This window comes from Luteimonas sp. 22616 (assembly GCF_052044325.1).
In the GTDB taxonomy this organism is placed as follows: Bacteria; Pseudomonadota; Gammaproteobacteria; order Xanthomonadales; family Xanthomonadaceae; genus Luteimonas.
In genome coordinates, this window is the sequence record NZ_JBQEMW010000001.1 from 1,667,537 (window position 1) to 1,691,312 (window position 23,776).

Consider the following 23,776-nt stretch of genomic DNA (forward strand, 5'->3'; position numbering starts at 1 on the left):
CCCCCCCCCCCCCCCCCCCCCCCCCCCCCCCCCCCCCCCCCCCCCCCCCCCCCCCCCCCCGCTCCTACGGGCTTTTCGGATCTGCGCTCAGCGCCGGAACCAGCCCGCAATGCTGTATCGGTCGTCACGCGCCCACGGCGTGACCAGGCCCACCTGGTGCATCTGCGGCACGTGGAACAGGCTCAGCGAGTTCCAGTGCGGCACGAATGTCTCGACGATGTCGCCGCCCTCGCCGAAGAACTGCAGTTGCCCGCCCCAGTCCGCCTGCCAGCCGCGGCCGAGGTTGATGACGTAGGCGAACGCGCGGTCCTCGTCCTTCGCGCTGTCGTTGTGCATGTTGAGGAAATGGCCCTGCCGGTAGCGCGCGGCCATCGCGCTGACCATGCGGATGCGGGTGTCGCCGGTGAGTTCATGCGTGAACGCGATGAACTGCGGGCTGTTGAGGAAGTCCAGCACCACGTGCAGGAGCAGACCGGGGTCCCGGCCGTCGCGCATCGCCTCGACCATGCGGTAGCGGTCGAACACGAATTCGAAGCCTTCGCGCGCCCGCGCATACGCTGCGCGCAGCAGTTCGTCGTCCTCGCGCGGAGCCGGAGGCGGCCCATCCAGTACCAGGTCGGCGCGCTGCGACACCTCCCACGGCACCTCGCGTTCGAGGCATTCGCGGATGCGCTCGGCGGCCGACGCCTGCAGGAAGTCGCGGATCTGCACGCGGCCGCGTTGCAGCAGCCGCGTGCGCCAGGGTTCGATTTCGAGTTCGTTGCTGATCATCGTCGCAAATCGCCATCCCGGTTGCCGCGCGTCCGGCAACTTGCCGGACGCACGCGACACCCGCTGCGGATCACATGGTGTGGGTCGGCTTGTCCGCGCCCAGCGCGCCGGCGAGCAGGGTCTCGATGCGGCCCTTGACCGTCTCGCCTTCGGGCGTGTCGGCGAACTGCACGCCGACGCCGGCGGTGCGGTTGCCCTGGGCGCCGGTCGGCGTGGCCCAGACCACCTTGCCGGCCACAGGCAGGCGTTCGCTGGATTCGGGCAGGGTCAGCAGCAGGAAGACCTCGTCACCGAGGAAGTAACGCTTGGGCGTGGGCACGAAGATGCCGCCATGTTTCAGGTACGGCATGTAGGCCGCGTAGAGCTGCGCCTTGTCCTTCACCGCCAGCGACAGGATGCCCTGTCGTGCGCCGCCCGCTGTTGCACTCATGCCTTCGCTCCCCTACTGCAATGATGCCGTCCATGGTGCGCCCAATCGGCTGGCGGATCGTTCGACCCGGCCATCCATGCCCAGGCGTTCAGGCCCGCGCGTTCAGGCCCGCGCGTTCAGGCCCGCGGCCGACGCCGACAGGACATCGGCCAGGCACGGCCCCTCACCCGCGCCATGCGAGCAACAGCTCGGTAACCGCGAGGTCCGCACGCACCGTGGTCTGCAGCAGTTCACGGGTGCGGTTGGCCGCGTCGAACCAGGCGGCCAGCTTCCGCATTCGCGCAGGCGTGGTCAAGCTCGCGGCCTCGGCGAGGGCGAGGTCGGCCGCGTGACGCAGGCGCATCGCCGCGTCGTCGCCGGCGGTCCAGCGCTGGGCGGCCTCGACCGCGCCCAGTTCGCCGCGCGCGAGCTTGCCAAGGTCGGCGGCCACTTCGCGCCGCAGCGCGATGCCGCCATCGTGCAGCCACGCGTCGGCCAGCCCCGGATGGCCGCGCGCGGCATCCAGCGCCTCGTCGGCGGCTTTCTGCGGGTGCCCCTGCGCCTGCAGCCAGGCCCGTGCCTCGTCGCGCGGCGGCAGGCGGAATTCGAGCCGCTGGCAGCGGCTGCGGATGGTCGCCGACAGCTTTTCCGGACGCGCGGCGACCAGCCACAGGTGGCGCCCCGGCACCGGCTCCTCAAGCGTCTTGAGCAAGGCATTGCTGGCAGCGTGGTTGATCATGTCGGCCGGGTCGATGATCGCGACCTGGGCGCCGCCGAACTGCGGTGTCAAGGTCAGCTGCTCCGACAGCGCGCGGATCTGTTCGATCACGATCTCGGTGCGCAGCTTCGAACCATCCTTTGTCGGGACGAACGAGATGTCCATGAAGTCGGGGTGGGTGCCGGCCACCATCAGCTCGCAGCCGCGGCATTTGCCGCAGGGCGCACCGCCGGCGACGGGCTGCGTGCACATCAGGCGTCGCGCCAGCTGCAGCGCGACGGCGTGCTTGCCCAGGTGCGCCGGGCCGCAGAACAGCTGCGCATGCCCGAGCCGGCCGGCGTCGAGCGCCGTGGCCGCATGGTCGTGGACGCGACGCTGCCAGGGCGCGAGGACGGAATTCGCCGCGCTCATGTCGCGCCGTCCCGCCACGCACGCAGTTGCGCGACCGCGTCAGCGGCCACCGCCAGCGCCGGTTGCGACGCGTCGATCACGCGTAAGCGCCGTGGTTCGGCAGCGGCGCGCGCGCGATAGGTGGCGCGCACGCGCTCGAAGAACTCGTCGCGCTCACGTTCGATCCGGTCAGGGCCATTCGCTCCGGGCGCCAGGTCGCGGCCGCGAGTGCGTTCGCGGCCCTGGGCGACATCCACGTCCAGCAGCAGGGTCAGGCCCGGCTGCAAGCCGACCACGCGGCGTTCAAGTTCGGCGATGAAGCCGACGTCCAGCCCGCGCCCGCCGCCCTGGTAGGCATAGCTGGAATCGGTGAAGCGGTCGCTGATCACCCATGCGCCGCGGTCGAGCGCCGGCAGGATCGTTTCGCGCACGTTCTGGGCACGGGCGGCGAACATCAGCAGCAGCTCTGTTTCGGCCGCCGGTGGTTCATGCGCAGGATCGAGCAGTAGATCGCGGATCATTTCCGCCAGCTGCGTACCGCCCGGTTCGCGCGTGTTGACCACTTCCGCGCCCTCGCCCTGCAGCGCATCGCGCAGCGCGTGCAGCACGGTGGTCTTGCCGGCGCCCTCGCCGCCTTCCAGCGAGACGAAACGTGGATGGGATCGCAGCGCCGTCATTTCGGGCCGTACTGCGCGCGGTAGCGGCGGATGTATTCGCGCACCGCCGCCTGGTGCTCGGCCAGCGTCTTCGAGAACACGTGCTTGCCGCTGCCGTCGCCGACCGCGACGAAGTACAGCGCGTCGCCGTCGGCGGGGTTGGTGACCGCCCGCAGCGCGTCGGCGCCGACCATGGCGATCGGCGTCGGCGGCAGGCCGTCGCGGGTGTAGGTGTTGTACGGCGTGTCGGTAAGCAGGTCCGCCTTGCGCAGGTTGCCGGCGTAGCTGCTACCCATGCCGTAGATCACGGTGGGATCGGTCTGCAGGCGCATGCCGAGCCTGAGGCGGCGCAGGAACACGCCGGCGATCTGCGGCCGTTCGCTGGCGATACCGGTTTCCTTCTCGACGATGGACGCGAGCACCAGCGCTTCGTCCTTCGACGCCAGCGGCAGGTCCGCGACACGCGACTGCCATGCCGCGTCGAGCGCCTTGTCGAGCGCGGCGTGGGCACGCTTGAGCAGGTCGAGGTCGCTGTCGTTGCGGGTGTAGGCGTAGGTCTCCGGCAGGAAGCGCCCCTCGGGGTGCTGGCCGGGATGGCCGAGCGTCTTCATCAGCGCCGCGTCGTCGAGGTCGGCGGTCTCCTGTCGCAGCGGTGTCGCCTTCGCCAGGGCCGCGCGCAGCTGGCGGACGCTCCAGCCCTCGACGATGGTGAACCGGTACGACAGCACCTTGCCATCGCGCATCCGGACCAGCAGCGCGTGCGGCGTTGTGCCGGGGTCCAGCGGGTATTCGCCGACCTGGATCTTGCCCGCCGCCTTGAGCTGCTTCGCCAACAGCTGCCATTCGAGGTCGTGGCCCTGGCTGACGCCGCTGGCACGCAATCGCTGCAGGACTTTCGCGAACGAGTCGCCGCGCTCGACCATGACGCTGTCGCCCGCCTGCAGCCCGGACAGCGGCGTGTCGACGAAACCGGTGTAGCGGTCGTAAGCCCAATAGACGAACGCGCCGACCAGCAGCGCGGACAGCACGAAGAAGGCGCGCAGGCCGTGCCTGCGCTTGCGGGGGGCGCTCACGGCGCGAAACCCGTGGAAACGGTGATCGGATGCATGGGGTCAGGATACCGTCCCGGGCCTTCCCGTAGGAGCGCCCCATGGGCGCGATCTTTCCCGCCCGGAGAACGGATTGCGCCCATGGGGCGCTCCTACAGGCCGAGCGCGCGCAGCATCCCGCGCGCCTTGTCGCGGGTTTCGTCGAGTTCACGCTGCGGTTCGGAGTCGGCAACGATGCCCGCGCCGGTGCGGAAACGCAGCCGGCTTCCACCCGATTCGCCAGCCTCGATCTCGGCGCTACGGATCAGGATGTTCAGGTCCAGGTCGCCGTCGCGGTTCAACCAGCCCAGTGCGCCGGTATAGGCGCCGCGGCCGATGCCTTCGAGCTCGGCGATCACCTGCATGCAGCGTACCTTCGGGCAACCAGTGATGGTGCCGCCGGGGAACACCGCGCGGATCACGCTGCCGGGCGTGGCGTCGTCGCGCAGGCGGCCGCGCACGTTGCTGACGATGTGATGCACGTGGGCGTAGCTTTCCACCGCCATCAGTTCGTCGACCTCGACGCTGCCGGGCACGCACACGCGGCCCAGGTCGTTGCGCTCCAGGTCGACCAGCATCACGTGTTCGGCGCGCTCCTTGGGGTGGCCGACCAGTTCGCGGATGCTCGCGCTGTCGTCGTCGCCGGCAAAGCGCGGGCGCGTGCCCGCGATCGGGCGCGTCTCCACCACGTCGCCGCGCACCGAGACCAGGCGTTCGGGCGAAGCGCTGACCACGGCCCATCCGTCGCCGGCGAACAGGCCGGCGAACGGCGCGGGATTGGCTTCGCGCAGGCGCGCATGGAGTTGTCCGGGTTCGAGTGGCGCGTCCAATTCGACCTGCCAACCACGCGACAGGTTGGCCTGGAAGACATCGCCGGCGGCGAGGTAGTCGAGGATGCGGACAACGCCGTCGGTGAAGGCACCTGGCGGGTCTTCGACGCAACTTTGCGGAGCCCGCCATGGCGGCAGCGCGGGCATCGCGCTTGTCGCCCCGATGTCGCCGGCGATGCGATCAAGCATCGCGCCACGACCCGCCTCGGCCACCAGCACGCACTCGCCGGTGGTGTGGTCGCGCAGCACGGCGGCGGGGCATCGCAGCGCCAGCGCGACCGGCAAGGTGCCGGGCGCCGCGGGCAGGTCCAGCACCGGCTCGACCTGCGCGGCCAGTTCGTAGGCGAGGAACAGGGCCCAGCCGCCGCGGAACGGCCAGCGTGGCTCCTCGCGCGGCAGCCGCAGGCGCTGCCATTGACCGTCGAGCACGGACAGGAAGTCGCCCACGACTTCCGCACCGGCGGCATCGCGCACCACGCCGTCCGTGCGCAGCGACAGCGCATCGCCGTCGGTCGCGAGCAGCATGTCCCAGCGCCCCTGTGCGGTGCCGGGGGCCGCCGATTCGAGCAGCAGCGGATAGCGCGACGGCGCGAGCCGGTGCAGGGCCAGCAGGTCGGTGTCGGGGGGAAGCGTTCGGGTGACGAGCATCAGCGGATCGGCCTGCCTTGCGTGCGCCCCACCGAAGGGTCGACGCGCTACGTGGTTTCTCGTGCCGTCATTCCCGCGCAGGCGGGAGGCGCTTTACAACAGCCGAAGGGCTGGTCATCCATGGACGCCGTGCGCGGAGCGGTACGCCTCCACGATGGATACATCCCCGACTTTCAGGAAGGGCAACCGCCCTGGACGCCGGCCTGCGCGGGGATGACGAACGGTGTGGTGCCGGGCGTGCCCGGATGGGCCGCCGCGCGCCTCACACCCGCCGAAATACCAGCGTGCCGTTGGTGCCACCGAAGCCGAACGAGTTCGACATCGCGATCTCGACCTGCTTCTCGCGCGCGGTATGCGGCACGTAGTCCAGGTCGCAGCCTTCCGACGGATTGTCGAGGTTGATCGTCGGCGGGATCACGCCGGTGTGCAGCGCCATCGCCGAGAACACCGCTTCCACGCCGCCGGCCGCGCCGAGCAGGTGGCCGGTCATCGACTTGGTGGAGCTGACCATGGTCTTGTAGGCGTGGTCGCCGAGCACGCTCTTGATGCCCATGGTTTCGGCGAGGTCGCCGGCCGGGGTCGAGGTGCCGTGGGCGTTGATGTAGCCGATCTCGGAAACATCGATGCCGGCGTCGCGGATCGCGTTGCGCATGCAGCGCGCGCCGCCCTCGCCGTTCTCGCTGGGCGCGGTCATGTGGAAGGCGTCGCCGCTCATGCCGAAGCCGGCGAGCTCGGCGTAGATGCGCGCGCCGCGCGCCTTGGCGCGTTCGTATTCCTCGATCACCAGGATGCCGGCGCCATCGCCCATGACGAAGCCGTCACGGCCCTCATCCCAGGGGCGCGATGCACGCTCCGGATCGTCGTTGCGGGTCGAGAGCGCCTTCATCGCGCAGAAGCCGCCGACGGACGTCGGCGTGGTCGCGTACTCGGCGCCGCCGGCGATCATCGCTTCGGCCTCGCCGTACTGGATCATGCGCATCGCCAGGCCGATGTTGTGGGTGGCCGTGGTGCAGGCGGTGACCGCGGCGATGTTCGGGCCCTTGGCGCCGGTCATGATCGACACCTGCCCTGCGATCATGTTGATGATGGTGCTGGGCACGTAGAACGGCGAGACCTTGCGCGGGCCGCCCTCGTGGTACTTGATCGTGGTTTCCTCGATGCCCTTCAGGCCGCCGATGCCGGCGCCGATCGCCACGCCGATGTTCTCGGGGTCGGCGGCGATGTCGAGCCCGGCGTCCTGGATCGCCATCAGCGAGGCGGCGACGCCGTAGTGCACGAAGGGATCCATCTTCTTGATGTCCTTCGGCGCGATCCATGCAGTGGGGTCGAAGCCCTTCACCTCGCCGGAGATGCGCGTGGCGAAGGCGGAGGCGTCGAAGTGGGTGATCGGGCCGATCCCGGAACGGCCGCTGGTGATGCCGTCCCAGCTCGAGGCCAGGTCGTTGCCGACCGGCGACAGGATGCCGAGACCCGTGATGACGACGCGACGCTTGGACATTGCGGACTCCGGTTGCGGATTCTTCGATTGCGATGCGCGTCCCGCGTCGCGGCGGGTTCGCGCCCAAAACGCCCGAGGCCGCATTCGCGGCCCCGGTCAGTCACGGCACGGCGGCAGGAAGCGCATGCTCCTTGCCGCCGTGCAGGCCCGGCGCAGGCGCCGGGCATGGTCCCAAGGACGTCAGGCCTTGACGTGGGCCTTGATGTAGTCGATCGCCTGCTGCACCGAAGTGATCTTCTCGGCTTCTTCGTCGGGGATCTCGCACTCGAACTCTTCTTCGAGCGCCATCACCAGTTCGACGGTGTCCAGCGAGTCGGCACCGAGATCGTCGACGAAGGAAGCGCTGTTGCTGACTTCTTCTTCCTTGACACCCAGTTGTTCGACGACGATTTTCTTGACGCGTTCTTCGATGCTGCTCATTGGCTGTTGGCTCCGGTGGAGGCTGTTACAAGGGATAGTGTAAGGGAAAGCCGGGCAATGGACACTGCGCCGCCGCTCCCTTTTCGTTCAAGGGCTTGCGCCCCATTTCCTGCAGTGGATTCGGTTGATTGGCCGCCCCTGGCGGGTCACGGCATGTACATGCCGCCGTTGACATGGAGGGTTTCGCCGGTGATGTAGGCCGCCGCCGGGCTGGCGAGGAAGGCCACTGCCTGGGCGATGTCCGCCGGCTCGCCGAGGCGGCCCAGCGCGATCTGCTGCACCAGCGCCTGCTTCGAGGCTTCGGGCAGGTCGCGGGTCATGTCCGTCGCGATGAAGCCGGGTGCGACCACGTTCACGGTGACGCCGCGCGAACCGATCTCCTTGGCCATCGACTTGCTGAAGCCGATGATGCCGGCCTTGGCCGCGGCGTAGTTGGCCTGGCCGGCGTTGCCGGTGACGCCGACCACCGAGGCGATGTTGATGATGCGGCCGTGGCGCGCCTTCATCATGCCGCGCATGGCGGCCTTGCAGCTGCGATAGACGCTGGTCAGGTTGGTGTCGAGGATCGCCTGCCATTCCTCGTCCTTCATCCGCAGCAACAGGTTGTCGCGGGTGATGCCGGCGTTGTTGACGAGGATGGAGATGCCGCCAATGTCCTTGCCGACGGCCTCGATCAGGGACTCGATCGCGCCGGCTTCGTTCACGTCGAGCTTGCGGCCCTGCCCGCCCGAAGCCGCGAGGCGTTCACCGATGGCAGTCGCGCCGGCGTCGCTGGTCGCGGTACCGATGACGGTCGCACCGCGCGCCGCGAGTTCGTCGGCGATCGCCGCGCCAATGCCGCGGCTGGCACCGGTCACAAGTGCGATTTCGCCGGTCAGTGTCTTGTCCATGAAGGGATTCCTCGAATTGCCTTGCTTGCCGCGGGCATGCGCGGACCGATGCGGATGTGAAAGGAGTACCCGGCGCCGCGTCGGCACCGATGCAGGGCCCGGGATCAGGCCTTCCAGTCGGCGATGGCGGCCTCGAAGTCGCCTAGGGTACCCAGCGTACGCGCGTCGAGCGACTTGTCGATGCGCCTGGCCAGTCCGGTGAGCACCTTGCCGGGGCCGCATTCGGCCAGGCGCGTGACGCCCATGGCGGCGAGCGCCTGCACCACGCCGGTCCACTGCACCGGCAAGTACAGCTGCCGCACCAGCGCGTCGCGGATCGACTGCTGGCCCTCGTGCACCTCGGCGTCGACGTTCTGCACGATCGGCAACTGCGGTTCGCGCCACGACAGCCCGGCCATGGTCTCGGACAGGCGATTGGCCGCCTCGCGCATCAGCGGCGTATGCGAGGGCACGCTGACGGCCAGTTTCACGGTCTTGCGAACGCCCTTTTCCGCCAGCAGCGCCAGCGCGCGGTCGACCGCGGCCGCATGGCCGCCGATGACGACCTGGCCCGGCGAGTTGTAATTGGCAGGCACCACGACCTCGCTGCCCGACGCCTCGTTGCAGGCGCTGCGCACGAGTTCGTCGTCGGCGCCGATCACCGCGGCCATCGCGCCGCTGCCGGCAGGCGCGGCTTCCTGCATCAGCTGGCCGCGGATGCGCACCAGGTGCGCGGCATCGCGCAGCGACAGCATCCCGGCCGCGACCAGCGCGGTGTACTCGCCAAGGCTGTGGCCGGCCAGCGCAACCGGCGTGGCCCCGCCCTGCTGCTGCCACAGGCGCCATACCGCGACACCGGCGGCAAGCAAGGCCGGCTGCGTGTACTCGGTGCGATTGAGCTGTTCCTCCGGGCCCTGCTGCGACAGCGCCCACAGGTCGACGCCGGCGCCGTCGGAGGCTTCGGCGAAGGTTTCGCGCACCAGCGGGTGCAGCTCCGAGAGCTCGGCCAGCATCGACAGCGACTGCGAGCCCTGGCCGGGAAACACGAATGCGAGCGTGGAAGCGGTCAAGCGCCGGTCCTGCGGAAAAAGCGAGCCGCGATGATACGGGCGAACCGGCGCCGATGTCTGTACTCGGGCGTATTGACGGGGAGCCGGATTGGGGTGTCGAAAAAGCAAAAGGCCGCGATCGCTCGCGGCCCTTGTCCCGGGGATCGGTTCTTGCGAATCCCCCGCATCCCGGATCCCGGCTGTCAGTAGCGCAGCAGCGCCGAGCCCCAGGTGAAGCCGCCACCGAAGGCTTCCAGCAGCAGCAGTTGGCCGCGCTGCACCCTGCCGGAGCGGATCGCCTCGTCGAGCGCCAGCGGTACCGAGCCCGACGAGGTGTTGCCGTGCCGGTCGACGGTGACGATGACGCGGTCCATCGGCATGTCCAGGCGCTTGGCCGTCGCCTCGATGATGCGCAGGTTGGCCTGGTGCGGGATCAGCCAGTCGAGCGCGTGGCGATCCAGGCCGTTGGCCTCCAGCGTCTCGTCGACGATGGCGTCCAGCGCCTTCACCGCGTACTTGAAGACTTCGCTGCCGGCCATGCGGATGCGCACGCCTGCATTCTTCTCGTTTTCATTGAAGCCGACCGAAACGCCGACTGGGTTCCACAACAGTTCCTTCTTGCCGCCGTCGGCGTGCAGGTGGGTGCTGAGGATGCCGGTTTCGTCGTCGGCCTTGAGCACCACCGCGCCGGCGCCGTCGCCGAACAGCACGCAGGTGGTGCGCTCGGTCCAGTCGACCATGCGGGTGAGCGTTTCCGAACCGACCACCAGCACCGTCTTCGCGCTGCCGGTGCGGATGAACTTGTCGGCCACCGACAGTGCGTAGACGAAGCCCGAGCACGCGGCGTTGACGTCGAACGCCGCGCAGCCGTTGGCGCCGAGGCGGTGCTGCAGCAGGCAGGCGGTGGACGGGAAGATGAGGTCGGGCGTGGTGGTGCCCAGCACGATCAGGTCGAGCTCGGACGCGTCGACGCCGGCGGCCTCCAGCGCACGCACCGAGGCGTGGTAGGCCAGGTCGCCGGTGGTCTCGCCTTCGGCCGCGATGTGGCGCTCGCGGATGCCGGTGCGCGACGCGATCCACTCGTCGCTGGTATCGACGAACTTCGCCAGGTCGTCGTTGGTCAGCACTTTCTCCGGCAGGTAGCTGCCGGTGCCGGCAATCCGCGAATAAATGCGCTGGTTCGAGGCTTGCTCGCTCATCTTGGGTGCTGCCCTCAAGTGGTGCCTGCCGGCACGTGCCGGCGGACGATCAGCACGCCGGGACCACTGCGGGGCAATGCTGCAAAACTCGACCGTACCCCGCCGCCTGCGACGGGGCGGGGATCAGTCTTCCTCGACGACCTGTGCCTTCGGCACGATCACCTGCTTGCCGCGGTAGTAGCCGTCGGCGGTGACGTGGTGGCGCAGGTGGGTCTCGCCCGAGGTCGGGTCGGTCGACAACTGCTTGGCGGTCAGCGAATCGTGCGAACGACGCTGGCCACGACGGGCGGGGGAAACGCGGGACTTCTGCACAGCCATGGGATTGCTCCAGAACGGATTTGTCTGACTACGAACTTGTTCAACTACGGGTTTGTCCTGCCAGGAATCTCACGGGCGCGCCCTGGCAGGTTCAACGATATTGCGTGGGTGTTGCGGGTGCCTCTGGTTCGATTGCCGCTAGTGTTTCTTCAGGTCCTTCAGCGCCGCGAACGGGTTGGCGCGCAGTTCCTCGTCCGCCTGCACCGGCCAGTCGCGTTCGACCGCCTCGGAGCCCGGCTTCACCGGCACCACCGGGATGGCGAGGATCAACTCGTCCTCGACCAGCTCCGCCGGCCGCAGCATCCCGTCCTCGGGAACCTGCAGTGCCTCGTAACCCTCCGGCAGCGCGGCCTCCTCGACTTCATCGTCGCTTCCGGCGGCGATCAGGCCGAGCCGCTGCACGATCGCCACCGGGAACTCGAAGCGTTGCAGCGTGCGCTGGCATTGCAGCGGCAGCGCGGCATCGATCCGCAGTTCCACGTACGGCACCTGCAGCGCATCGCGGTCGAACTGCAACGCGAACGCCACCTCGCCTTCGCAATCGAGCAACGCATCTCGCAGGCGCGGCATCGACGACAACGGCAGGCGCCCCGTGAAACCGCGCCGGGCCGCGACCATGCGCCAAGCGTCCAGGCTCTCGGGGACATCTGTGGACATAAGCCGGAGAATGTTAAGGATCGCCCTCCCGGGTGTCAAACGGCGCCGATGCCGGCCGGCGCCCGAAGCGGCGGGGAATTTGCCGGTCGCGACCGCCCCGGGCAGACTGCGGCCTCGCCCGCCCGGATGCCCGCCTCCTTGACCCCGATCCTCGTGCTGCTGGCCGCCCTCGCCGCGGCCCTCGCCCTGGTCCTGTTGTTGCGCCGCCGCCGGGGCGGCGAGCGCCAGCGCGCGCTGGGGCAGCTGCTGGACGCGGCCGACGGCCTGGAAGCCCGGCTGCGGGACGCGCGGACCGAGATCGAGGCGATCGCCGGCAGCGACGGCAATCCCGTGCGTGAGGCCATGGCAGAGATGCTGCGCCAGCGCCTGTGGCTGCAGCAACACGGCGGCGACGCCTCGCTGGGCCAGCTGTACTCGGTCCGCGACTCGATCGAGGCCGCGCGCCGGCGCATCGACCAGCAGCTCGTCCAGATCGAACGGGCCCGCGCGCCCCTGCCCTGATGCCGCTGATCCTGGCCTCGACCTCCCCGTACCGCCGCGAACTGCTCGCGCGCCTGCGGCTGTCGTTCGACACGCAGCGCCCGGAGGTCGACGAAACGCCGCTTCCCGGCGAGTCCCCGACGGCCCTGGTCGCCCGCCTGGCGCTGGCCAAAGCGATGGCGGTCGCCGGCGGCAGGCCGGGCGACTGGGTGATCGGCTCCGACCAGGTCGCCGAACTCGACGGCAGGCCGCTGGGCAAGCCCGGCGATCGCGAGCGGGCCATGGCCCAGCTTGCCGCGATGTCGGGCCGCACGGTCGCCTTCCGCACCGCGGTCGCGCTGGTGGGGCCGGAAGGCCGGCAACTCGCCGCGCTCGATACCACCACGGTGCGCTTCCGGATGCTGGCGCGCGACGAGATCGCCCGCTATGTCGACAACGAACAGCCCTTCGACTGCGCCGGCAGCTTCAAGTCCGAGGGGCTTGGCATCGCCCTGTTTGCGGCCATCGAATCACGGGATCCGACTGCGTTGATCGGGCTGCCGCTGATCGCAACCGCGGGCCTGCTGCGCGAGGCGGGATTCGCATTGCCGTAGCGCTGGATGCGCAAAGCGCGACGGGGCGGCAAGATCGGGGGTCTGCAGGCGCGGCGGAAGCCGCGAGCTTTTGATGTTGCCCGCCCGCCTTCGAAAAGCTCGCGGCTTCCGCCGCTCCTACCGTTGTCGCGTCGCTGCCATGCGGTTGCCCGGAAGCCGGAAGCCATGCCCCGCGCCCGGATCAATCCGGGGCAGGCCTTACGGGATCGTGACGGGCTGCTCGCTCCACTCCTCGACGCTGCCGTCGCGGCCGTGCAGGCGCAGGCCCAGCCAGTGGCGGCCGGGCGCGAATTTGCCGGCATCGACGCGGGCGCGGAACCCGACCTTCGGATGCTGCGGGTCGGTGGAGATCTTCCAGTACGCGGCGGCGCCGGGATTCACCAGGCCGTATTCGGCCTTTGCCACCATCTTGCCGTCGAGAAGAATCTCGACCGCGGACAGGCCAATGCCGTCCTTGAACGCCCAGCCGGCCACATCGAATGTCCGGCCCACCTGCGCACCCGACACCGGCGCATCGATCCAGGCCATCGCCGGCGTCGTGCACGGTGCGCCGGCTTTCGCCGGCTTGCCGTCGAACTCGAACAGCACGTAGCGCTGGGCGCCGTGGTCGATGTTCAGCGCGTGCGGCTTCGGCAGCGGCCCGAGCTGCGCGCACAACACGTGGTAGCGCTGCAGCAGGTGCTTGTATTCCACGTCGCTGGCGCCGGCGACCAGCAGCGTTGGCCGTTCGAACGGGTGCTCGCGCTGCAGGCCCCACAGCCGCAGCTGCGGTGCGCGGCCGTGTTCGCGGTTGAGCGGGTGTTCGAGCACCGGAATGTCCGGCTCGCCCAGCGCGAAGCCCAGTTCGGCGCCGATCTTGAAGTTGCCGGCAACGATCTGCGTACCCTCCGGCATCCGCGCACGTCGTTCGCGCACCTCGGCGGCGAGCGTATCCCAGCCGGCGAAATTCGATGGATACCATTTCAATGCCGCCGACTGCTCGCGCAGCGAAGGCATCGACACGGCGGCGTAGTAGCCCAGCACGACGACCAGGCCGCAGGCGGCGATCGCCCAGGTCAGGCGTCGCAGCCACGGCGCCCATGCGGCGAGCACGACGGGCAGCAGCGGCAGCAGCGCGAGATACCCCGGCAGCGGCCAGTGGAAGCTCACGCGCCGGGTGTCGGCGAAAAATCCGAGCACGAAAAAGCCCAACACCACCAGCCCGCCGAGCCAGGCGAGATAGCGCTGGCTGTCGGTCGTCCATCCACGGCGGCAGGCAGCCGACATCAGCGCAACGAACAGCGGCGGCGTCACCAGCAGGCCCTGGATGGCGAGGAACAGCAGGCCATCGGCATGGAACGCCCATGGGTGGCGATCGACCAGCTGGAAGCGCAGGCCGGCCTCGGCGTTCTCCATGTTCCACGCCATGAGCGGCGTCCACGCGGCGGCGCCGAAGGCGATCGCGATCCAGACCCGCGGGTCGGCCAGCGCGCGACGACCGGCCGGCATCGACAGCAGCACCAGGAAACCGACGCCGATCACGGCGATGAAGCGGTAATGGCTGAGCGCGCCGATCGCAAGGCCCGCGCCGAGCAGCAGCGCGGCGCCATCGCTGACGTTGCGCAGCAGGCGCGCGCCGGCGTCGATGCACAGCAGCGTCGCCAGCGCCATCGGCACGTCGGGCAACGCCAGCAATCCGAGCGAACCGGCCAACGGCAGCAACACCGCGGCGATGCCTGCGAGCCAGGCGTGGCGCTGGTCGAACTCGCGCGCGGTGATCCGCACCACCAGCCAGGGCAGCGCCGCGGCGATCAGCAGGAACGGCGCGCGCAGCGCGAGCCTGCCTTCGCCGAACACGAAATCGCCGAGCCGGATCAGCCAGGCGGTAAGTCCCGGCAGGTCCGAATACGCCCATGACAGGTGCCGGCTTTCCTGCCAGTAGAAGGCTTCGTCGACGAACAGCGGCAAGCGCGCGGCCATCGCCACCTTGAGCAGCGAGACCCCTGCCCAAAGCGCGATGAAGAGCACGCGCATGTCCATCCGCTCCTCGATCCGCTCCCGCATCACGTCACGACCTCGCTACACTCGGTTTCTTCCACAGGGAGCGACGACGCATGACCGCAATCCCCGCACAGCGGCACATGCTAACCGACGGCCTTCGCGATGCAGTGAAGCGCGCGCAGGCGCAGGTCAACACGCTGGTGCTCGGAAAGCCGCACGAGGTGCGGCTGGCCTTCGTCGCGTTGCTCTCGGGCGGACACCTGCTGATCGAGGACCTGCCCGGCCTGGGCAAGACCACGCTGGCGCACGCCATGGCCGCCACGCTGGGACTCGGCTTCCAACGCGTGCAATTCACCTCCGACCTGCTGCCGTCGGACATCGTCGGCGTGTCGGTGTTCGATGCCCAGGCGCAGCGCTTCGAATTCCATCCCGGCCCGGTATTCGCGCACGTTTTGCTGGCCGACGAGATCAACCGCGCGCCGCCGCGCACGCAAAGCGCGCTGCTCGAGGCGATGGCCGAACACCAGGTCACCGTCGACGGCACCACCCATGCGTTGCCCGACCCGTTCTTCGTGATCGCCACCCAGAACCCGGTCGACCTCGCCGGCACCTACCCGCTGCCCGACTCGCAGCTCGACCGCTTCCTGCTGCGGCTCACCCTGGGCTATCCGGACGAAGGCGCCGAACGCGCCCTGCTCGCCGGCACTGACCGCCGCGACCTGATCGCGCAGACCCTCCCGGTGCTCGGCGCCGACGACGTGCAGGCGCTGCGCGACGCCGTCGCCCAGGTTCATGCCAGCGAAGCATTGGTCACCTACGTGCAATCGCTGCTGGCGCGCAGCCGCCACCATCCCGGGGTGCGGGTCGGGCTATCGCCGCGGGCCGGCATCGCCCTGCTGCGCGCAGCGCGCGCTTATGCGCTGCTGCTGGGGCGCACGCACGTGCTGCCGGAAGACGTGCAGGCGCTGTTCCCGGCGGTCGCCGCGCACCGCCTCGTCGCCGATGCCGACGCCGGCGACGGGTACGCGCTGGCGAAGGCGATCCTGCACGGCGTCCGGGTCGACTAGGAGCCCGTACACCATGGGCACGACCGCGGCGTCGAAACCGGGCTGGCGCCGACGCATCGAATCGCTGGCGCGGCCGCGGCATCCCGAACCGCTGCCGGTCGCGCTCGATCGCCACCGCGTCTACATCCTGCCGACCGCGTTCGGCTGGTTCTTCCTGCTGCTGTTGCTGGCGATGCTGGTGGGCGCGCTCAACTACAACAACAACCCGGCGCTGCTGCTGGCGTTGCTGCTCGCGGGCGCGGCCAACACCAGCCTGTTCGCCGCTCACCTGCAGTTGAGCGGCCTGCAAGTCATTGCGATCGACGCCGAGCCGGTCGCGGCCGGCAAGCCGCTGCAACTGGGCGTGCACGCGCGAGCGCAGCCCGGCCGCTCGCGTCGCGGGCTGCGCGTCGAATGCCTGGGCACGGCCGGCGTCCTCACGCTGGACAACGGTGCCGGCAGCACGACGCTGGAGATCCCGACCACGCGCCGCGGCTGGCTCGATCCCGGACGCCTGCGCATCTCGACCACCCGCCCGCTCGGCCTCGCCCGCGCCTGGGCCTGGGTGTGGCCGGAAGCACCACTGCTGGTCTATCCCGCACCCGAAGTCCACGGCCCGCCCCTGCCCGAAGGCGGCGGCGACAGCGCACAGGCGCGCTTGCATCCGGCCGGCGACGACGTCCACCACCTGCGCGCGTATCGCCGCGGCGACGCCCGCCGTGCGATCGCGTGGAAGCCCTCCGCCCGCCACGGCGCGCTGCTGGTACGCGAGTACGAACAACCGCTCGGCGCCGACCTCGTGCTCGACTGGCACGCGCTGCATGCGCTGGCCTGGGAAGACCGCATCCACCGCCTGGCGCGCTGGGTCGACGAGGCCGAGCGCGAAGGCCGCCGCTGGCGGCTGCAACTGCCCGGGCAGCCAGCGCTGGGTCCGGCGCGCGGCGCCGACCATCGCCATGCCTGCCTGCGCGCGCTGGCACTGCTGCCCGAAGCAGGAGGCGGCGATGTCGGTACGCGCTGAATCCGGCCCCGCCCCGACGGCGAAGGCCAAGCCGGCGCGTTCGATGGCGCTCGATCCACAGAGCCGCCTGTGGACACTCGCGGCCGCAGCCACCTGCCTGATGCCGCTGCTGCTGCAACTGCCCGCCTCCATGGCCATCGCCATCGCGGCAATCGGCATCGCCATCGCGGCGACAACCTGGCGTCGGCGCCTGCCCGCGTGGCTGCGGCTGGTGCTGGCGATGGCGCTGCTCGGCTATGTGCTGGCCAGCTCGCGCTTCGCCTTGGGCCGCGACACGGGCTGTGCACTGCTCGCGGCCATGCTGGCGATCAAGCCGGTCGAGCTGTCCAGCGTGCGCGATGCCCGCAGCCTGCTGGGCTTCGCCCTGTTCGCGCCGTTTTCCACCTTCCTGCTCGACCAGGGGCCCCTGTCGCTGGTGCTCGCGCTGCTCGGCGCAACGCTGGCGCTGGCCGCGCTGCTGCGCCTGGCCGACCTGGAATCGGGCGATGCCGCGCGCACGCTGCCGCCATGGCGCCGGCTGCTGGGCGTGTGGCGGCTGATCGCGATCGGAGTGCCGCTGGCGCTGGCGGCGTTCTGGCTGTTTCCGCGCATCGCGACGCCCTTGTGGGGCGTGCCGGAACGCGTACTCGCGCGCCCCGGCCTGTCGGACCACATGTCGCCGGGCGAATGGATCGACTTCATGGGCGACGACAGCCCGGCGCTGCGGGCGACGTTCTTCGGCCCCGCGCCAGCACCGTCGCAGATGTACTGGCGCGGCCCGGTGCTGTGGAATTTCGACGGCCGCACCTGGACCAGCGCGCAGTGGCTTCGGGGCCTGCCGCCGGCGCCGGTGACGCATGCCGCGCGCAGTTGGGATTACGAGATGGCGCTGGAGCCCACCGACCGGCGGCAGATGGTCGCGCTCGAACTGCCCACGCAGGCGCCGGACGGCACCCGGCTCAGCGTCGACTACAGCCTCCATGCACCGCGCCCGCTCGATACGCTGACCCGCTGGCGCATGCGCTCGGCCGCGCCGGTCGCATTCGAGGCGCAGCTGCGGCCGCTGTTGCGCAACATGGCGCTGCGCCTGCCCGACGGCTACAACCCGCGCACGCTGGCGCTGGCCCGGCAGTGGCGGCGCGAGGCCGGCGCGAACGATGTCGCGATCGTCGAACGCGCGCTGTCGTGGATCCGTGCCGACTTCGCCTACACCCTGACCACGCCGCTGCTCGGCCGCCATTCGGTCGACGAGTTCCTGTTCGAGCAGCAGGCCGGGTTCTGCGAGCACTTCAGTTCGGCGTTCGTGGTGCTGATGCGCGCGGCCGGGATCCCGGCGCGCGTGGTCACCGGTTACGTCGGCGGCTACCACAACCGCTACGGCGACTACTGGCTGGTGCGTCGTTCCGACGCGCATGCCTGGGCGGAAGTCTGGCTGGAGGGCCGCGGCTGGGTGCGCGTGGATCCGACCGCCGCGGTCGCACCCGAACGCATCTACGACACCCTCGACGACCTTGCCGCCGGCGACTTCGGCAGTCGCCTCGCGCCGATGCGGGACATGGGCGACTGGCTGCGCCGCGGCTGGAACGATTTCGTGCTCGGCTTCGACGCCGCGCGCCAGCAGCGGTTGCTGCAGCCGCTGGGCATCGACCGCCTCGACCAGCGCGGCCTGATCGCCCTGTTCGCCGCCGCGGCGGTGTTGGCAATCGGCTGGATGCTGTGGCTCACCGCCCGCGCCGAACGCGAACGCGACCGACTGCTGCGCGCCTGGCACCGGCTCAGCGCACGCTATGCCCGGCTGGGCCTCGGCCGCGCGCCGCACGAACCGGCCGGCGACTGGGCCGCGCGCGTCATCGCCACCCGCCCCCGCGCGGCGGAGCTGGAATCGCTCAGCGCGCGTTTCGCCCAATGGCGTTACGCTCACCATGACGGGCGTACCCAGGGGCGGCGCGAGCTGGACGAACTGGTCCGCGCACTGCGCCGGCATCGTCCCTGATCCGCGCCGGATTCGATCACATCCGAATTCGATCAAACGTTACCGGAGAGAACCGCATGAACGTCCGACTGTTCGCCGTGGCCTGCATCGCAAGCGCCGTGCTCGCCGCCTGCGCCACCCAGCCCAAGCCGCTGCAGGGTGAGTTCAACCCGATCACGCCGCGCGACGCCGCCACGCAGGAGAGCACCGGCGCCGTGGTGCGCTGGGGCGGGCGCATCGTGCAGGTCGAACCGAAGGAAAACCGCACCTGCTTCGAAATGATCTCCACCCGCCTGACCGCCAGCGGCCGCCCCTACTGGGCCGAGGACGACACCGGCGGCCGGTTCATCGCCTGCCGCGACGGCTTCTACGATCCGGCGATCTTCGAGAAGAACCGCGAGGTCAGCTTCACCGGCCGCATCGACGGCTACGAGAACCGCCGCATCGGCGGCTACGACTACCGCTTCCCGCATGTCGCCGCTGACGTGGTCTACCTGTGGCCGATCCGCGAACGCGTGAACGTGGTAACGCGCCCGGCCCCGTGGCCGTGGTGGGGCTGGTGGTGAGCCATCCGCGACCTGCGTGATCTCGCAGGAGCGGCTTCAGCCGCGAGTTTTTTTTTCGCGTGCGCAGATGCGAAAGGCTCGCGGCTGAGCCGCTCCTACACCAGCGTTTCCGCAATGGCTGCTTTACGCCGTGGTGCCGAAACGGCCGAGCGGCGCGCCAGCCAAAAGGTGCAGGTGGATCTGGAACACGGTCTGCCCCCCGTGGTCGTTGCAGTTCATCACGATGCGGTAGCCGTCCTCGGCGAAGCCCTGCTCTTTCGCGTACCGTGCGGCGGCGAAGGCAAGACGTCCGACGACCTCGGCCTGGCTGACCTGCAACTCGTTGAGCGTGGCCACGTCGGTCTTCGGCACGAACAGCACGTGCACCGGCGCCTGCGGCGCGATGTCGCGGAACGCGATCAGGTCGTCGTCCTCGTAGACGATGTCGGCCGGGATCTCGCGGCGGATGATCTTGTGGAAGATGGTGTCCATTGAAAGCCGGGGAGCGGAATCGGGGATTCGGGATTCGATGGTACCGCCGCTCTTGCGAATCCCGAATCCCCGATTCGGATTCCCGGCCCTTACGGCATCTCGCTGCGCGACCCGAACGCATGCGACAGCGTTCCGCGATCGACATATTCCAGCTCCCCGCCCAGCGGCACGCCGTGGGCCAGGCGGCTGGGACGCACGCCGTGGTTGCGCGCGAGCTGGGCAAGATAATGCGCGGTGGCCTCGCCTTCGACGGTCGGATTGGTGGCGATGATCAGCTCCTGCACCTCACCGGTCGCCAGTCGCGACGCCAGCTGCTCGAGGCCGAGCTCGCGCGGGCCGATACCGTCGAGCGGGCTCAGCCGCCCCTGCAGCACGAAGTACAGGCCGCGATAGCCGGTCGCCTGTTCGATCACCAGGCGGTCCGCGGGCGACTCCACCGCACACAGCTGCTGCGCATCGCGCGAAGCGCTGGCGCAGGTGGCGCAGGTTTCGGTTTCGCTGAAATCACGGCAGCGCACGCAATGGCCGATGCGCTCGATCGACGATGCCAGCACCTCGGCCAGCCGCCGTCCGCCGTCGCGTTCGCGTTCGAGCACGTGGTAGGCCATGCGCTGCGCGGTCTTCTGGCCGACGCCGGGCAGGATGCGGAAGGCTTCGATCAGTTGTTCGAGCAGCGGGGCGGTCATCGGGATCCGGTCGGGTTGGTCGCCGCGCGGTACGGCAGCGCGGTCAGAGCATGCGCGAGAACTGCGCAGCCCAGGCGTAGGCGGGTTCGCGCACCAGCAGCAGCGCGCCGACCACGATGCCCAGCACGAACCCGGCGAGGCGATTCTGCCACGGCCCGATCACCAGCAGGATCAGCGCCACGGCGCCCGACAGCGCGGCAAGGATCGCGGTCGCGGCCCAGAGCCAGCGGATCGGTTCGGGCAACGGCAGGAATGCGCGCAGCAGCAACAACAGCACCAGCAGCATCGGACACAGGAAGCCGAGCAGCTTCGCCAGCCCCGCGCCCGCATAGCCGTAGCGTGGCCGGAACACGTCAGCGGGCCCGGCGTTCGCAGGCCATGCGCAGGGGCGTCCGCGCCATCTTCAGAACGGCAGCTTCATGCCCGGCGGCAGCGGCACGCCGGCAGTGGCCGCGCCCATTTTTTCCTGCGAGGCGGCATTGGCCTTGTTGACCGCATCGTTGAAGGCGGCGGCGATCAGGTCCTCGGCCATTTCCGGGTCCGACAGCGCTGCCGGATCGATGCGCACCTTGCGGCACTCCATGCGGCCGCTGAGCGTCACCGACACCATCCCGCCGCCGGCGTTGCCGGTGACTTCGAGGTTGGCGAGCTCTTCCTGCACGCGCTGCATGTTCTCCTGCATCTTCTGCGCCTGCTGCATCAGCTGGGCGATGTTTCCACGCATGTCGTTCTCTCTATTCGTCGTAGGGGCGGATCGAATCGGGCACCAGCTTGGCGCCGTGCTGCGACATCAGCCGCTGCACCTGCGGGTCGGCCAGGAAGGCGCTTTCGGCCGAGGCCTGGCGCTCGTCGCGCTGGCGTTCGTTGCGCGCATGCAGGGTCTCCGCGGCGGCCTGCGCGGCGTCGAAGCGGAGCTGCGGCTGGGTCCCGAACGGCACCGCCAGCGCAGAGGCCAGCTGCGACACCAGGAACGGCGCCTTGAGGTGGTCGTCGGCCGGTGGCAGCGACAGCCGCAGCACGCCGTCGGACCAGGCAATGAAGCCGGCGCTGGCGGCGAGTTCCTTCACCGGGCCGCGCAGGTCGAGCGCGGCGACGAAATCGGGCCAGGATGCGGCATCGAGGTCGATCGCTGCGATGGGGCTGGCCGGCGCGTCGGGGCGCGACGGCGCTTCCGGTTCCGGCGTGGCTTGCGGAGCGGGCCGTGGCGGTTCCGGGGCAACGGCAGCCGATGGCATGGCCACCGGCGATGCGACTTCCTGCTCCGACGCACGCTGCGGCTTCGACGGCGCGGCCATCGGTTCCGGCGCGCGTGGCGACCTCGGCGGCGCGCCCCCCTCCAGGGCCGCGCGGGCTCCAGCAGGCCCCGTGCCGCGCTGCATCGTGGCCGGCGCGCTTGCCGATACCGTTCCGCCCTCGGCCGGCCGGAACGCCAGCATCCGCAGCAGGCACATCTCGAAGCCCGCACGCGCGCTGGGCGCCAGGTGCAGGTCGCGGCGGCCGCCCAGCGCCATCTGGTACCACAGCTGCACCACTTCCGGCCGCAGGCCCGATGCCAGCGCTTCCACGTCCACCCCGCCGGCTTCGACGTCGTTCTCCGGCACCAGCTGCTTCACCTGCACCCGGTGCAGCGCCTCGGCCAGCGCGTCGAGCACGCCCGCCCAGTCCGGCGAGAACTCGGCCAGCGTCGCCACTTCATCCAGCAGCGCCTTGCCGTCGCCGGCGGCCAGCGCACCGAGCAGCGCGCCAACGCGAGTACGGTCGACGGTGCCGAGCATGGTCGCCAGTGCGGCATCGGTCAGCGCGCTGTCGGCATTGGCGCCGGTGTAGGCGATTGCCTGGTCGAGCAGCGACAGCCCGTCGCGCAGGCTGCCGTCGGCGGCCTTGGCGAGCTGGTGCACAGCGCCCGGCTCGGCGGCGATGCCTTCGGCCTCCAGGATCTTCGTGATCTGGCCCCCGATCTGCGCCTCGTCCAGGCGCTTGAGGTTGAACTGCAGGCAGCGCGACAGCACGGTCACCAGCAGCTTTTCCGGGTCGGTGGTGGCGAACAGGAACTTGACGTGCTCCGGCGGCTCCTCGAGCGTCTTGAGCAGCGCGTTGAACGCCGCCTTCGACAGCATGTGCACTTCGTCGATCAGGTAAACCTTGTAGCGGCCGCGCGAGGGCATGTACTGCGCGTTCTCGATCAGCTCGCGGACGTTGTCGACGCCCGTGTTGGAGGCGGCGTCGATCTCCAGCAGGTCGATGTAGCGGCCGGCATCGATCGCAAGGCACGTCTCGCATTCGCCGCAGGGGTCGGCGCCGGTGCCGCGCTCGCAGTTCAGGCTCTTGGCGAAGATCCGCGCGATCGTGGTCTTGCCGACCCCGCGGGTGCCGGTGAACAGGTAGGCGTGGTGGACGCGGCCCGAATCGAGCGCATTGGACAGCGCGCGGACGACGTGTTCCTGCCCGACCAGTTCGGCGAAACGCTTGGGGCGCCACTTGCGGGCGAGGACGAGGTAGGACATGGCGCCATTCTGCCGCGCCCCGGCGAACCTTGCCTACCCTGATGTCGAACGCGCCGCAGCGCGCCCGGATATGTGGCTACGGGCCTTTGTTGTGATACCCGCCGGTCAAGGCTAGAATCTGCGCCCCTGAGCGTGGCCGGAATGCCGTCTTCAGGTTCCAGCGGAGAGGTGTCCGAGCGGTTGAAGGAGCACGCCTGGAAAGTGTGTAAGCGTCTAAACCGCGCTTCGGGGGTTCGAATCCCCCTCTCTCCGCCACATACGTGAAGCGCCCCGCAAGGGGCGTTTTGCGTATGTGGCGGAGAGAGGGGACTTGGTGCGAGCCCCAACGGGTTCGACAAATCGGCAGGATTGCCGATTTGCACGGTGCGGCCGCCCGAAGGGCGAGGCACATGGATGTGCCGAGTGCATCCCCCGGCCGGACATCGACGCTCGCGATACTGGTAGAATCCCGCGCTCGCTTCGCGCCGTTCCACCGCGCGCAGTCTCTATGGTGGCCCTGTCGGCCCCTCGCGACGCTAGGTCGAAAACCCCGCCAGGGCCGGAAGGCAGCAACGGTATCGATCGACGCGGGTGCCGAGGTCAGCCGGCAGGGTCATCGCCTTTTCTTCTCTGAAACTCCTGCGCCGACAGGCGGCTGTTCATTTTCGCAAGCCGTGGCGACGGCATTCATCTGCATCGCACCGGACACATTCGTCCGGCGCGGCAGCAACGGTATCGATCGACGCGGGTGCCGAGGTCAGCCGGCGGGGCCATCGCCTTTTCTTCTCTGGAACTCCTGCGCGGACAGGCGGCTGTTCATTTTCGCAAGCCGTGGCGACGGCATTTATCCGCATCGCACCTGACACATTCGTCCGGCGCGGCAGCAACGGTATCGATCGACGCAGGTGCCGAGGTCAGCCGGCAGGGTCATCGCCATTTCAATGTTCCGCATTGAAATTCCAAGATTTGCGTCGAAGAC

The 23,776-nt window shown here is 69.7% G+C and carries 25 protein-coding genes, 1 tRNA gene and 1 other RNA gene; 8 read left to right on the plus strand and 19 right to left on the minus strand.

The window, feature by feature from the left end; all coding sequences use genetic code 11:
- Nucleotides 1-87: 87 nt before the first annotated feature.
- From ACTJIL_RS07660 to ACTJIL_RS07720, 13 genes are all read right to left on the minus strand, one after another.
- On the minus strand, nt 88-771 hold the full coding sequence (locus tag ACTJIL_RS07660) for a 2OG-Fe(II) oxygenase (protein WP_440754944.1): 684 nt from the start codon (nt 769-771) through the stop codon (nt 88-90).
- A gap of 70 nt (nt 772-841) precedes the next feature.
- Entirely contained in the window at nt 842-1,201 is a 360-nt protein-coding gene (locus ACTJIL_RS07665; RefSeq protein ID WP_440754945.1) for a PilZ domain-containing protein, read from the minus strand.
- 163 nt (nt 1,202-1,364) lie between these two features.
- Nucleotides 1,365-2,309: a DNA polymerase III subunit delta' gene (locus ACTJIL_RS07670; RefSeq protein ID WP_440754946.1), complete on the minus strand. Its 945-nt coding sequence runs from the start codon at nt 2,307-2,309 to the stop codon at nt 1,365-1,367.
- On the minus strand, nt 2,306-2,965 hold the full coding sequence (gene tmk / locus ACTJIL_RS07675) for a dTMP kinase (RefSeq protein WP_440754947.1): 660 nt from the start codon (nt 2,963-2,965) through the stop codon (nt 2,306-2,308). Before tmk ends, ACTJIL_RS07670 begins: the two co-directional genes overlap by 4 nt.
- Complete coding sequence (mltG, locus tag ACTJIL_RS07680; protein WP_440754948.1) at nt 2,962-4,017, minus strand: endolytic transglycosylase MltG; 1,056 nt, start codon at nt 4,015-4,017, stop codon at nt 2,962-2,964. Before mltG ends, tmk begins: the two co-directional genes overlap by 4 nt.
- Before the next feature lie 128 nt (nt 4,018-4,145).
- Nucleotides 4,146-5,510 carry an aminodeoxychorismate synthase component I gene (locus tag ACTJIL_RS07685; RefSeq protein WP_440754949.1) on the minus strand — a complete coding sequence of 455 codons (1,365 nt, stop codon included), beginning with the start codon at nt 5,508-5,510 and terminating at the stop codon, nt 4,146-4,148.
- Nucleotides 5,511-5,772: 262 nt separating this feature from the next.
- On the minus strand, nt 5,773-7,008 hold the full coding sequence (fabF, locus tag ACTJIL_RS07690; RefSeq protein WP_440754950.1) for a beta-ketoacyl-ACP synthase II: 1,236 nt from the start codon (nt 7,006-7,008) through the stop codon (nt 5,773-5,775).
- 180 nt (nt 7,009-7,188) lie between these two features.
- Entirely contained in the window at nt 7,189-7,428 is a 240-nt protein-coding gene (gene acpP / locus ACTJIL_RS07695) for an acyl carrier protein (protein WP_027081355.1), read from the minus strand.
- 146 nt (nt 7,429-7,574) lie between these two features.
- Nucleotides 7,575-8,318 (minus strand): 3-oxoacyl-ACP reductase FabG, encoded by a 744-nt coding sequence (fabG, locus tag ACTJIL_RS07700; RefSeq protein WP_440754951.1) that lies wholly within the window; start codon nt 8,316-8,318, stop codon nt 7,575-7,577.
- A 104-nt stretch (nt 8,319-8,422) separates the two neighbouring features.
- Nucleotides 8,423-9,367 (minus strand): ACP S-malonyltransferase, encoded by a 945-nt coding sequence (gene fabD, locus ACTJIL_RS07705; protein ID WP_440754952.1) that lies wholly within the window; start codon nt 9,365-9,367, stop codon nt 8,423-8,425.
- Between the two features lie 182 nt (nt 9,368-9,549).
- On the minus strand, nt 9,550-10,545 hold the full coding sequence (locus tag ACTJIL_RS07710) for a beta-ketoacyl-ACP synthase III (protein ID WP_440754953.1): 996 nt from the start codon (nt 10,543-10,545) through the stop codon (nt 9,550-9,552).
- 123 nt (nt 10,546-10,668) lie between these two features.
- A complete protein-coding gene (rpmF, locus tag ACTJIL_RS07715; RefSeq protein WP_027081359.1) occupies nt 10,669-10,863 on the minus strand; it encodes a 50S ribosomal protein L32 in 195 nt (64 codons plus the stop codon).
- 138 nt (nt 10,864-11,001) lie between these two features.
- The gene (locus ACTJIL_RS07720) at nt 11,002-11,520 is read right to left on the minus strand and encodes a YceD family protein (protein ID WP_440754954.1); all 519 of its coding nucleotides are present in this window, start codon (nt 11,518-11,520) and stop codon (nt 11,002-11,004) included.
- 138 nt (nt 11,521-11,658) lie between these two features.
- On the opposite strand from ACTJIL_RS07720, the gene ACTJIL_RS07725 reads away from it, so the two are divergent.
- Together ACTJIL_RS07725 and ACTJIL_RS07730 are read left to right on the plus strand one after the other, a co-directional pair.
- Nucleotides 11,659-12,021: a hypothetical protein gene (locus ACTJIL_RS07725; protein WP_440754955.1), complete on the plus strand. Its 363-nt coding sequence runs from the start codon at nt 11,659-11,661 to the stop codon at nt 12,019-12,021.
- A complete protein-coding gene (locus tag ACTJIL_RS07730) occupies nt 12,021-12,593 on the plus strand; it encodes a Maf family protein (protein ID WP_440754956.1) in 573 nt (190 codons plus the stop codon). The genes ACTJIL_RS07725 and ACTJIL_RS07730 overlap by 1 nt, the downstream gene beginning before the upstream one ends.
- A gap of 198 nt (nt 12,594-12,791) precedes the next feature.
- On the opposite strand, the gene ACTJIL_RS07735 is transcribed toward ACTJIL_RS07730, so the two are convergent.
- Nucleotides 12,792-14,606, minus strand: coding sequence for an ArnT family glycosyltransferase (locus ACTJIL_RS07735; RefSeq protein ID WP_440754957.1), 1,815 nt, complete (start codon nt 14,604-14,606; stop codon nt 12,792-12,794).
- An 80-nt stretch (nt 14,607-14,686) separates the two neighbouring features.
- Between ACTJIL_RS07735 and ACTJIL_RS07740 the strand changes: the two genes are divergently transcribed.
- The 4 genes from ACTJIL_RS07740 to ACTJIL_RS07755 are packed head-to-tail and all read left to right on the plus strand — an operon-like array spanning nt 14,687 to nt 19,157.
- Nucleotides 14,687-15,640: an AAA family ATPase gene (locus ACTJIL_RS07740; RefSeq protein ID WP_440754958.1), complete on the plus strand. Its 954-nt coding sequence runs from the start codon at nt 14,687-14,689 to the stop codon at nt 15,638-15,640.
- A 13-nt stretch (nt 15,641-15,653) separates the two neighbouring features.
- Nucleotides 15,654-16,640 (plus strand): DUF58 domain-containing protein, encoded by a 987-nt coding sequence (locus tag ACTJIL_RS07745; protein WP_440754959.1) that lies wholly within the window; start codon nt 15,654-15,656, stop codon nt 16,638-16,640.
- 43 nt (nt 16,641-16,683) lie between these two features.
- Nucleotides 16,684-18,612, plus strand: coding sequence for a transglutaminase TgpA family protein (locus ACTJIL_RS07750; RefSeq protein ID WP_440755876.1), 1,929 nt, complete (start codon nt 16,684-16,686; stop codon nt 18,610-18,612).
- 56 nt (nt 18,613-18,668) lie between these two features.
- A complete protein-coding gene (locus ACTJIL_RS07755; RefSeq protein ID WP_440754960.1) occupies nt 18,669-19,157 on the plus strand; it encodes a Slp family lipoprotein in 489 nt (162 codons plus the stop codon).
- Between the two features lie 123 nt (nt 19,158-19,280).
- Here ACTJIL_RS07755 and ACTJIL_RS07760 read toward each other — a convergent pair whose 3' ends face one another.
- The 5 genes from ACTJIL_RS07760 to dnaX form a co-directional block, all read right to left on the minus strand.
- Nucleotides 19,281-19,628, minus strand: a complete 348-nt coding sequence (locus ACTJIL_RS07760; RefSeq protein ID WP_440754961.1) for a histidine triad nucleotide-binding protein — start codon at nt 19,626-19,628, stop codon at nt 19,281-19,283.
- A gap of 89 nt (nt 19,629-19,717) precedes the next feature.
- Nucleotides 19,718-20,314, minus strand: coding sequence for a recombination mediator RecR (gene recR, locus ACTJIL_RS07765; protein ID WP_440754962.1), 597 nt, complete (start codon nt 20,312-20,314; stop codon nt 19,718-19,720).
- 43 nt (nt 20,315-20,357) lie between these two features.
- Nucleotides 20,358-20,666, minus strand: coding sequence for a hypothetical protein (locus ACTJIL_RS07770; protein ID WP_440754963.1), 309 nt, complete (start codon nt 20,664-20,666; stop codon nt 20,358-20,360).
- A 51-nt stretch (nt 20,667-20,717) separates the two neighbouring features.
- A complete protein-coding gene (locus ACTJIL_RS07775; RefSeq protein WP_440754964.1) occupies nt 20,718-21,038 on the minus strand; it encodes a YbaB/EbfC family nucleoid-associated protein in 321 nt (106 codons plus the stop codon).
- A gap of 10 nt (nt 21,039-21,048) precedes the next feature.
- Nucleotides 21,049-22,818 (minus strand): DNA polymerase III subunit gamma/tau, encoded by a 1,770-nt coding sequence (dnaX, locus tag ACTJIL_RS07780; RefSeq protein ID WP_440754965.1) that lies wholly within the window; start codon nt 22,816-22,818, stop codon nt 21,049-21,051.
- A 162-nt stretch (nt 22,819-22,980) separates the two neighbouring features.
- Between dnaX and ACTJIL_RS07785 the strand changes: the two genes are divergently transcribed.
- Both ACTJIL_RS07785 and ffs read left to right on the plus strand, forming a co-directional pair.
- Nucleotides 22,981-23,073: transfer RNA gene (locus ACTJIL_RS07785), tRNA-Ser, on the plus strand.
- A gap of 241 nt (nt 23,074-23,314) precedes the next feature.
- Nucleotides 23,315-23,411: signal recognition particle sRNA small type (ffs, locus tag ACTJIL_RS07790), an RNA gene on the plus strand.
- Nucleotides 23,412-23,776: the final 365 nt, after the last annotated feature.

Coding starts and splice junctions, on each gene's coding strand:
- ACTJIL_RS07755 (WP_440754960.1), top strand. CDS start 18,669: ATGAACGTCCGACTGTTCGCCGTGGCCTGCATCGCAAGCGCCGTGCTC.
- tmk (WP_440754947.1), bottom strand. CDS start 2,965: ATGACGGCGCTGCGATCCCATCCACGTTTCGTCTCGCTGGAAGGCGGC.
- ACTJIL_RS07735 (WP_440754957.1), bottom strand. CDS start 14,606: ATGCGCGTGCTCTTCATCGCGCTTTGGGCAGGGGTCTCGCTGCTCAAG.
- ACTJIL_RS07670 (WP_440754946.1), bottom strand. CDS start 2,309: ATGAGCGCGGCGAATTCCGTCCTCGCGCCCTGGCAGCGTCGCGTCCAC.
- acpP (WP_027081355.1), bottom strand. CDS start 7,428: ATGAGCAGCATCGAAGAACGCGTCAAGAAAATCGTCGTCGAACAACTG.
- ACTJIL_RS07665 (WP_440754945.1), bottom strand. CDS start 1,201: ATGAGTGCAACAGCGGGCGGCGCACGACAGGGCATCCTGTCGCTGGCG.
- fabG (WP_440754951.1), bottom strand. CDS start 8,318: ATGGACAAGACACTGACCGGCGAAATCGCACTTGTGACCGGTGCCAGC.
- ACTJIL_RS07710 (WP_440754953.1), bottom strand. CDS start 10,545: ATGAGCGAGCAAGCCTCGAACCAGCGCATTTATTCGCGGATTGCCGGC.
- ACTJIL_RS07775 (WP_440754964.1), bottom strand. CDS start 21,038: ATGCGTGGAAACATCGCCCAGCTGATGCAGCAGGCGCAGAAGATGCAG.
- rpmF (WP_027081359.1), bottom strand. CDS start 10,863: ATGGCTGTGCAGAAGTCCCGCGTTTCCCCCGCCCGTCGTGGCCAGCGT.
- ACTJIL_RS07720 (WP_440754954.1), bottom strand. CDS start 11,520: ATGTCCACAGATGTCCCCGAGAGCCTGGACGCTTGGCGCATGGTCGCG.
- ACTJIL_RS07745 (WP_440754959.1), top strand. CDS start 15,654: ATGGGCACGACCGCGGCGTCGAAACCGGGCTGGCGCCGACGCATCGAA.
- recR (WP_440754962.1), bottom strand. CDS start 20,314: ATGACCGCCCCGCTGCTCGAACAACTGATCGAAGCCTTCCGCATCCTG.
- fabF (WP_440754950.1), bottom strand. CDS start 7,008: ATGTCCAAGCGTCGCGTCGTCATCACGGGTCTCGGCATCCTGTCGCCG.
- ACTJIL_RS07750 (WP_440755876.1), top strand. CDS start 16,684: ATGGCGCTCGATCCACAGAGCCGCCTGTGGACACTCGCGGCCGCAGCC.
- ACTJIL_RS07730 (WP_440754956.1), top strand. CDS start 12,021: ATGCCGCTGATCCTGGCCTCGACCTCCCCGTACCGCCGCGAACTGCTC.
- ACTJIL_RS07660 (WP_440754944.1), bottom strand. CDS start 771: ATGATCAGCAACGAACTCGAAATCGAACCCTGGCGCACGCGGCTGCTG.
- ACTJIL_RS07740 (WP_440754958.1), top strand. CDS start 14,687: ATGACCGCAATCCCCGCACAGCGGCACATGCTAACCGACGGCCTTCGC.
- dnaX (WP_440754965.1), bottom strand. CDS start 22,818: ATGTCCTACCTCGTCCTCGCCCGCAAGTGGCGCCCCAAGCGTTTCGCC.
- ACTJIL_RS07685 (WP_440754949.1), bottom strand. CDS start 5,510: ATGCTCGTCACCCGAACGCTTCCCCCCGACACCGACCTGCTGGCCCTG.
- ACTJIL_RS07760 (WP_440754961.1), bottom strand. CDS start 19,628: ATGGACACCATCTTCCACAAGATCATCCGCCGCGAGATCCCGGCCGAC.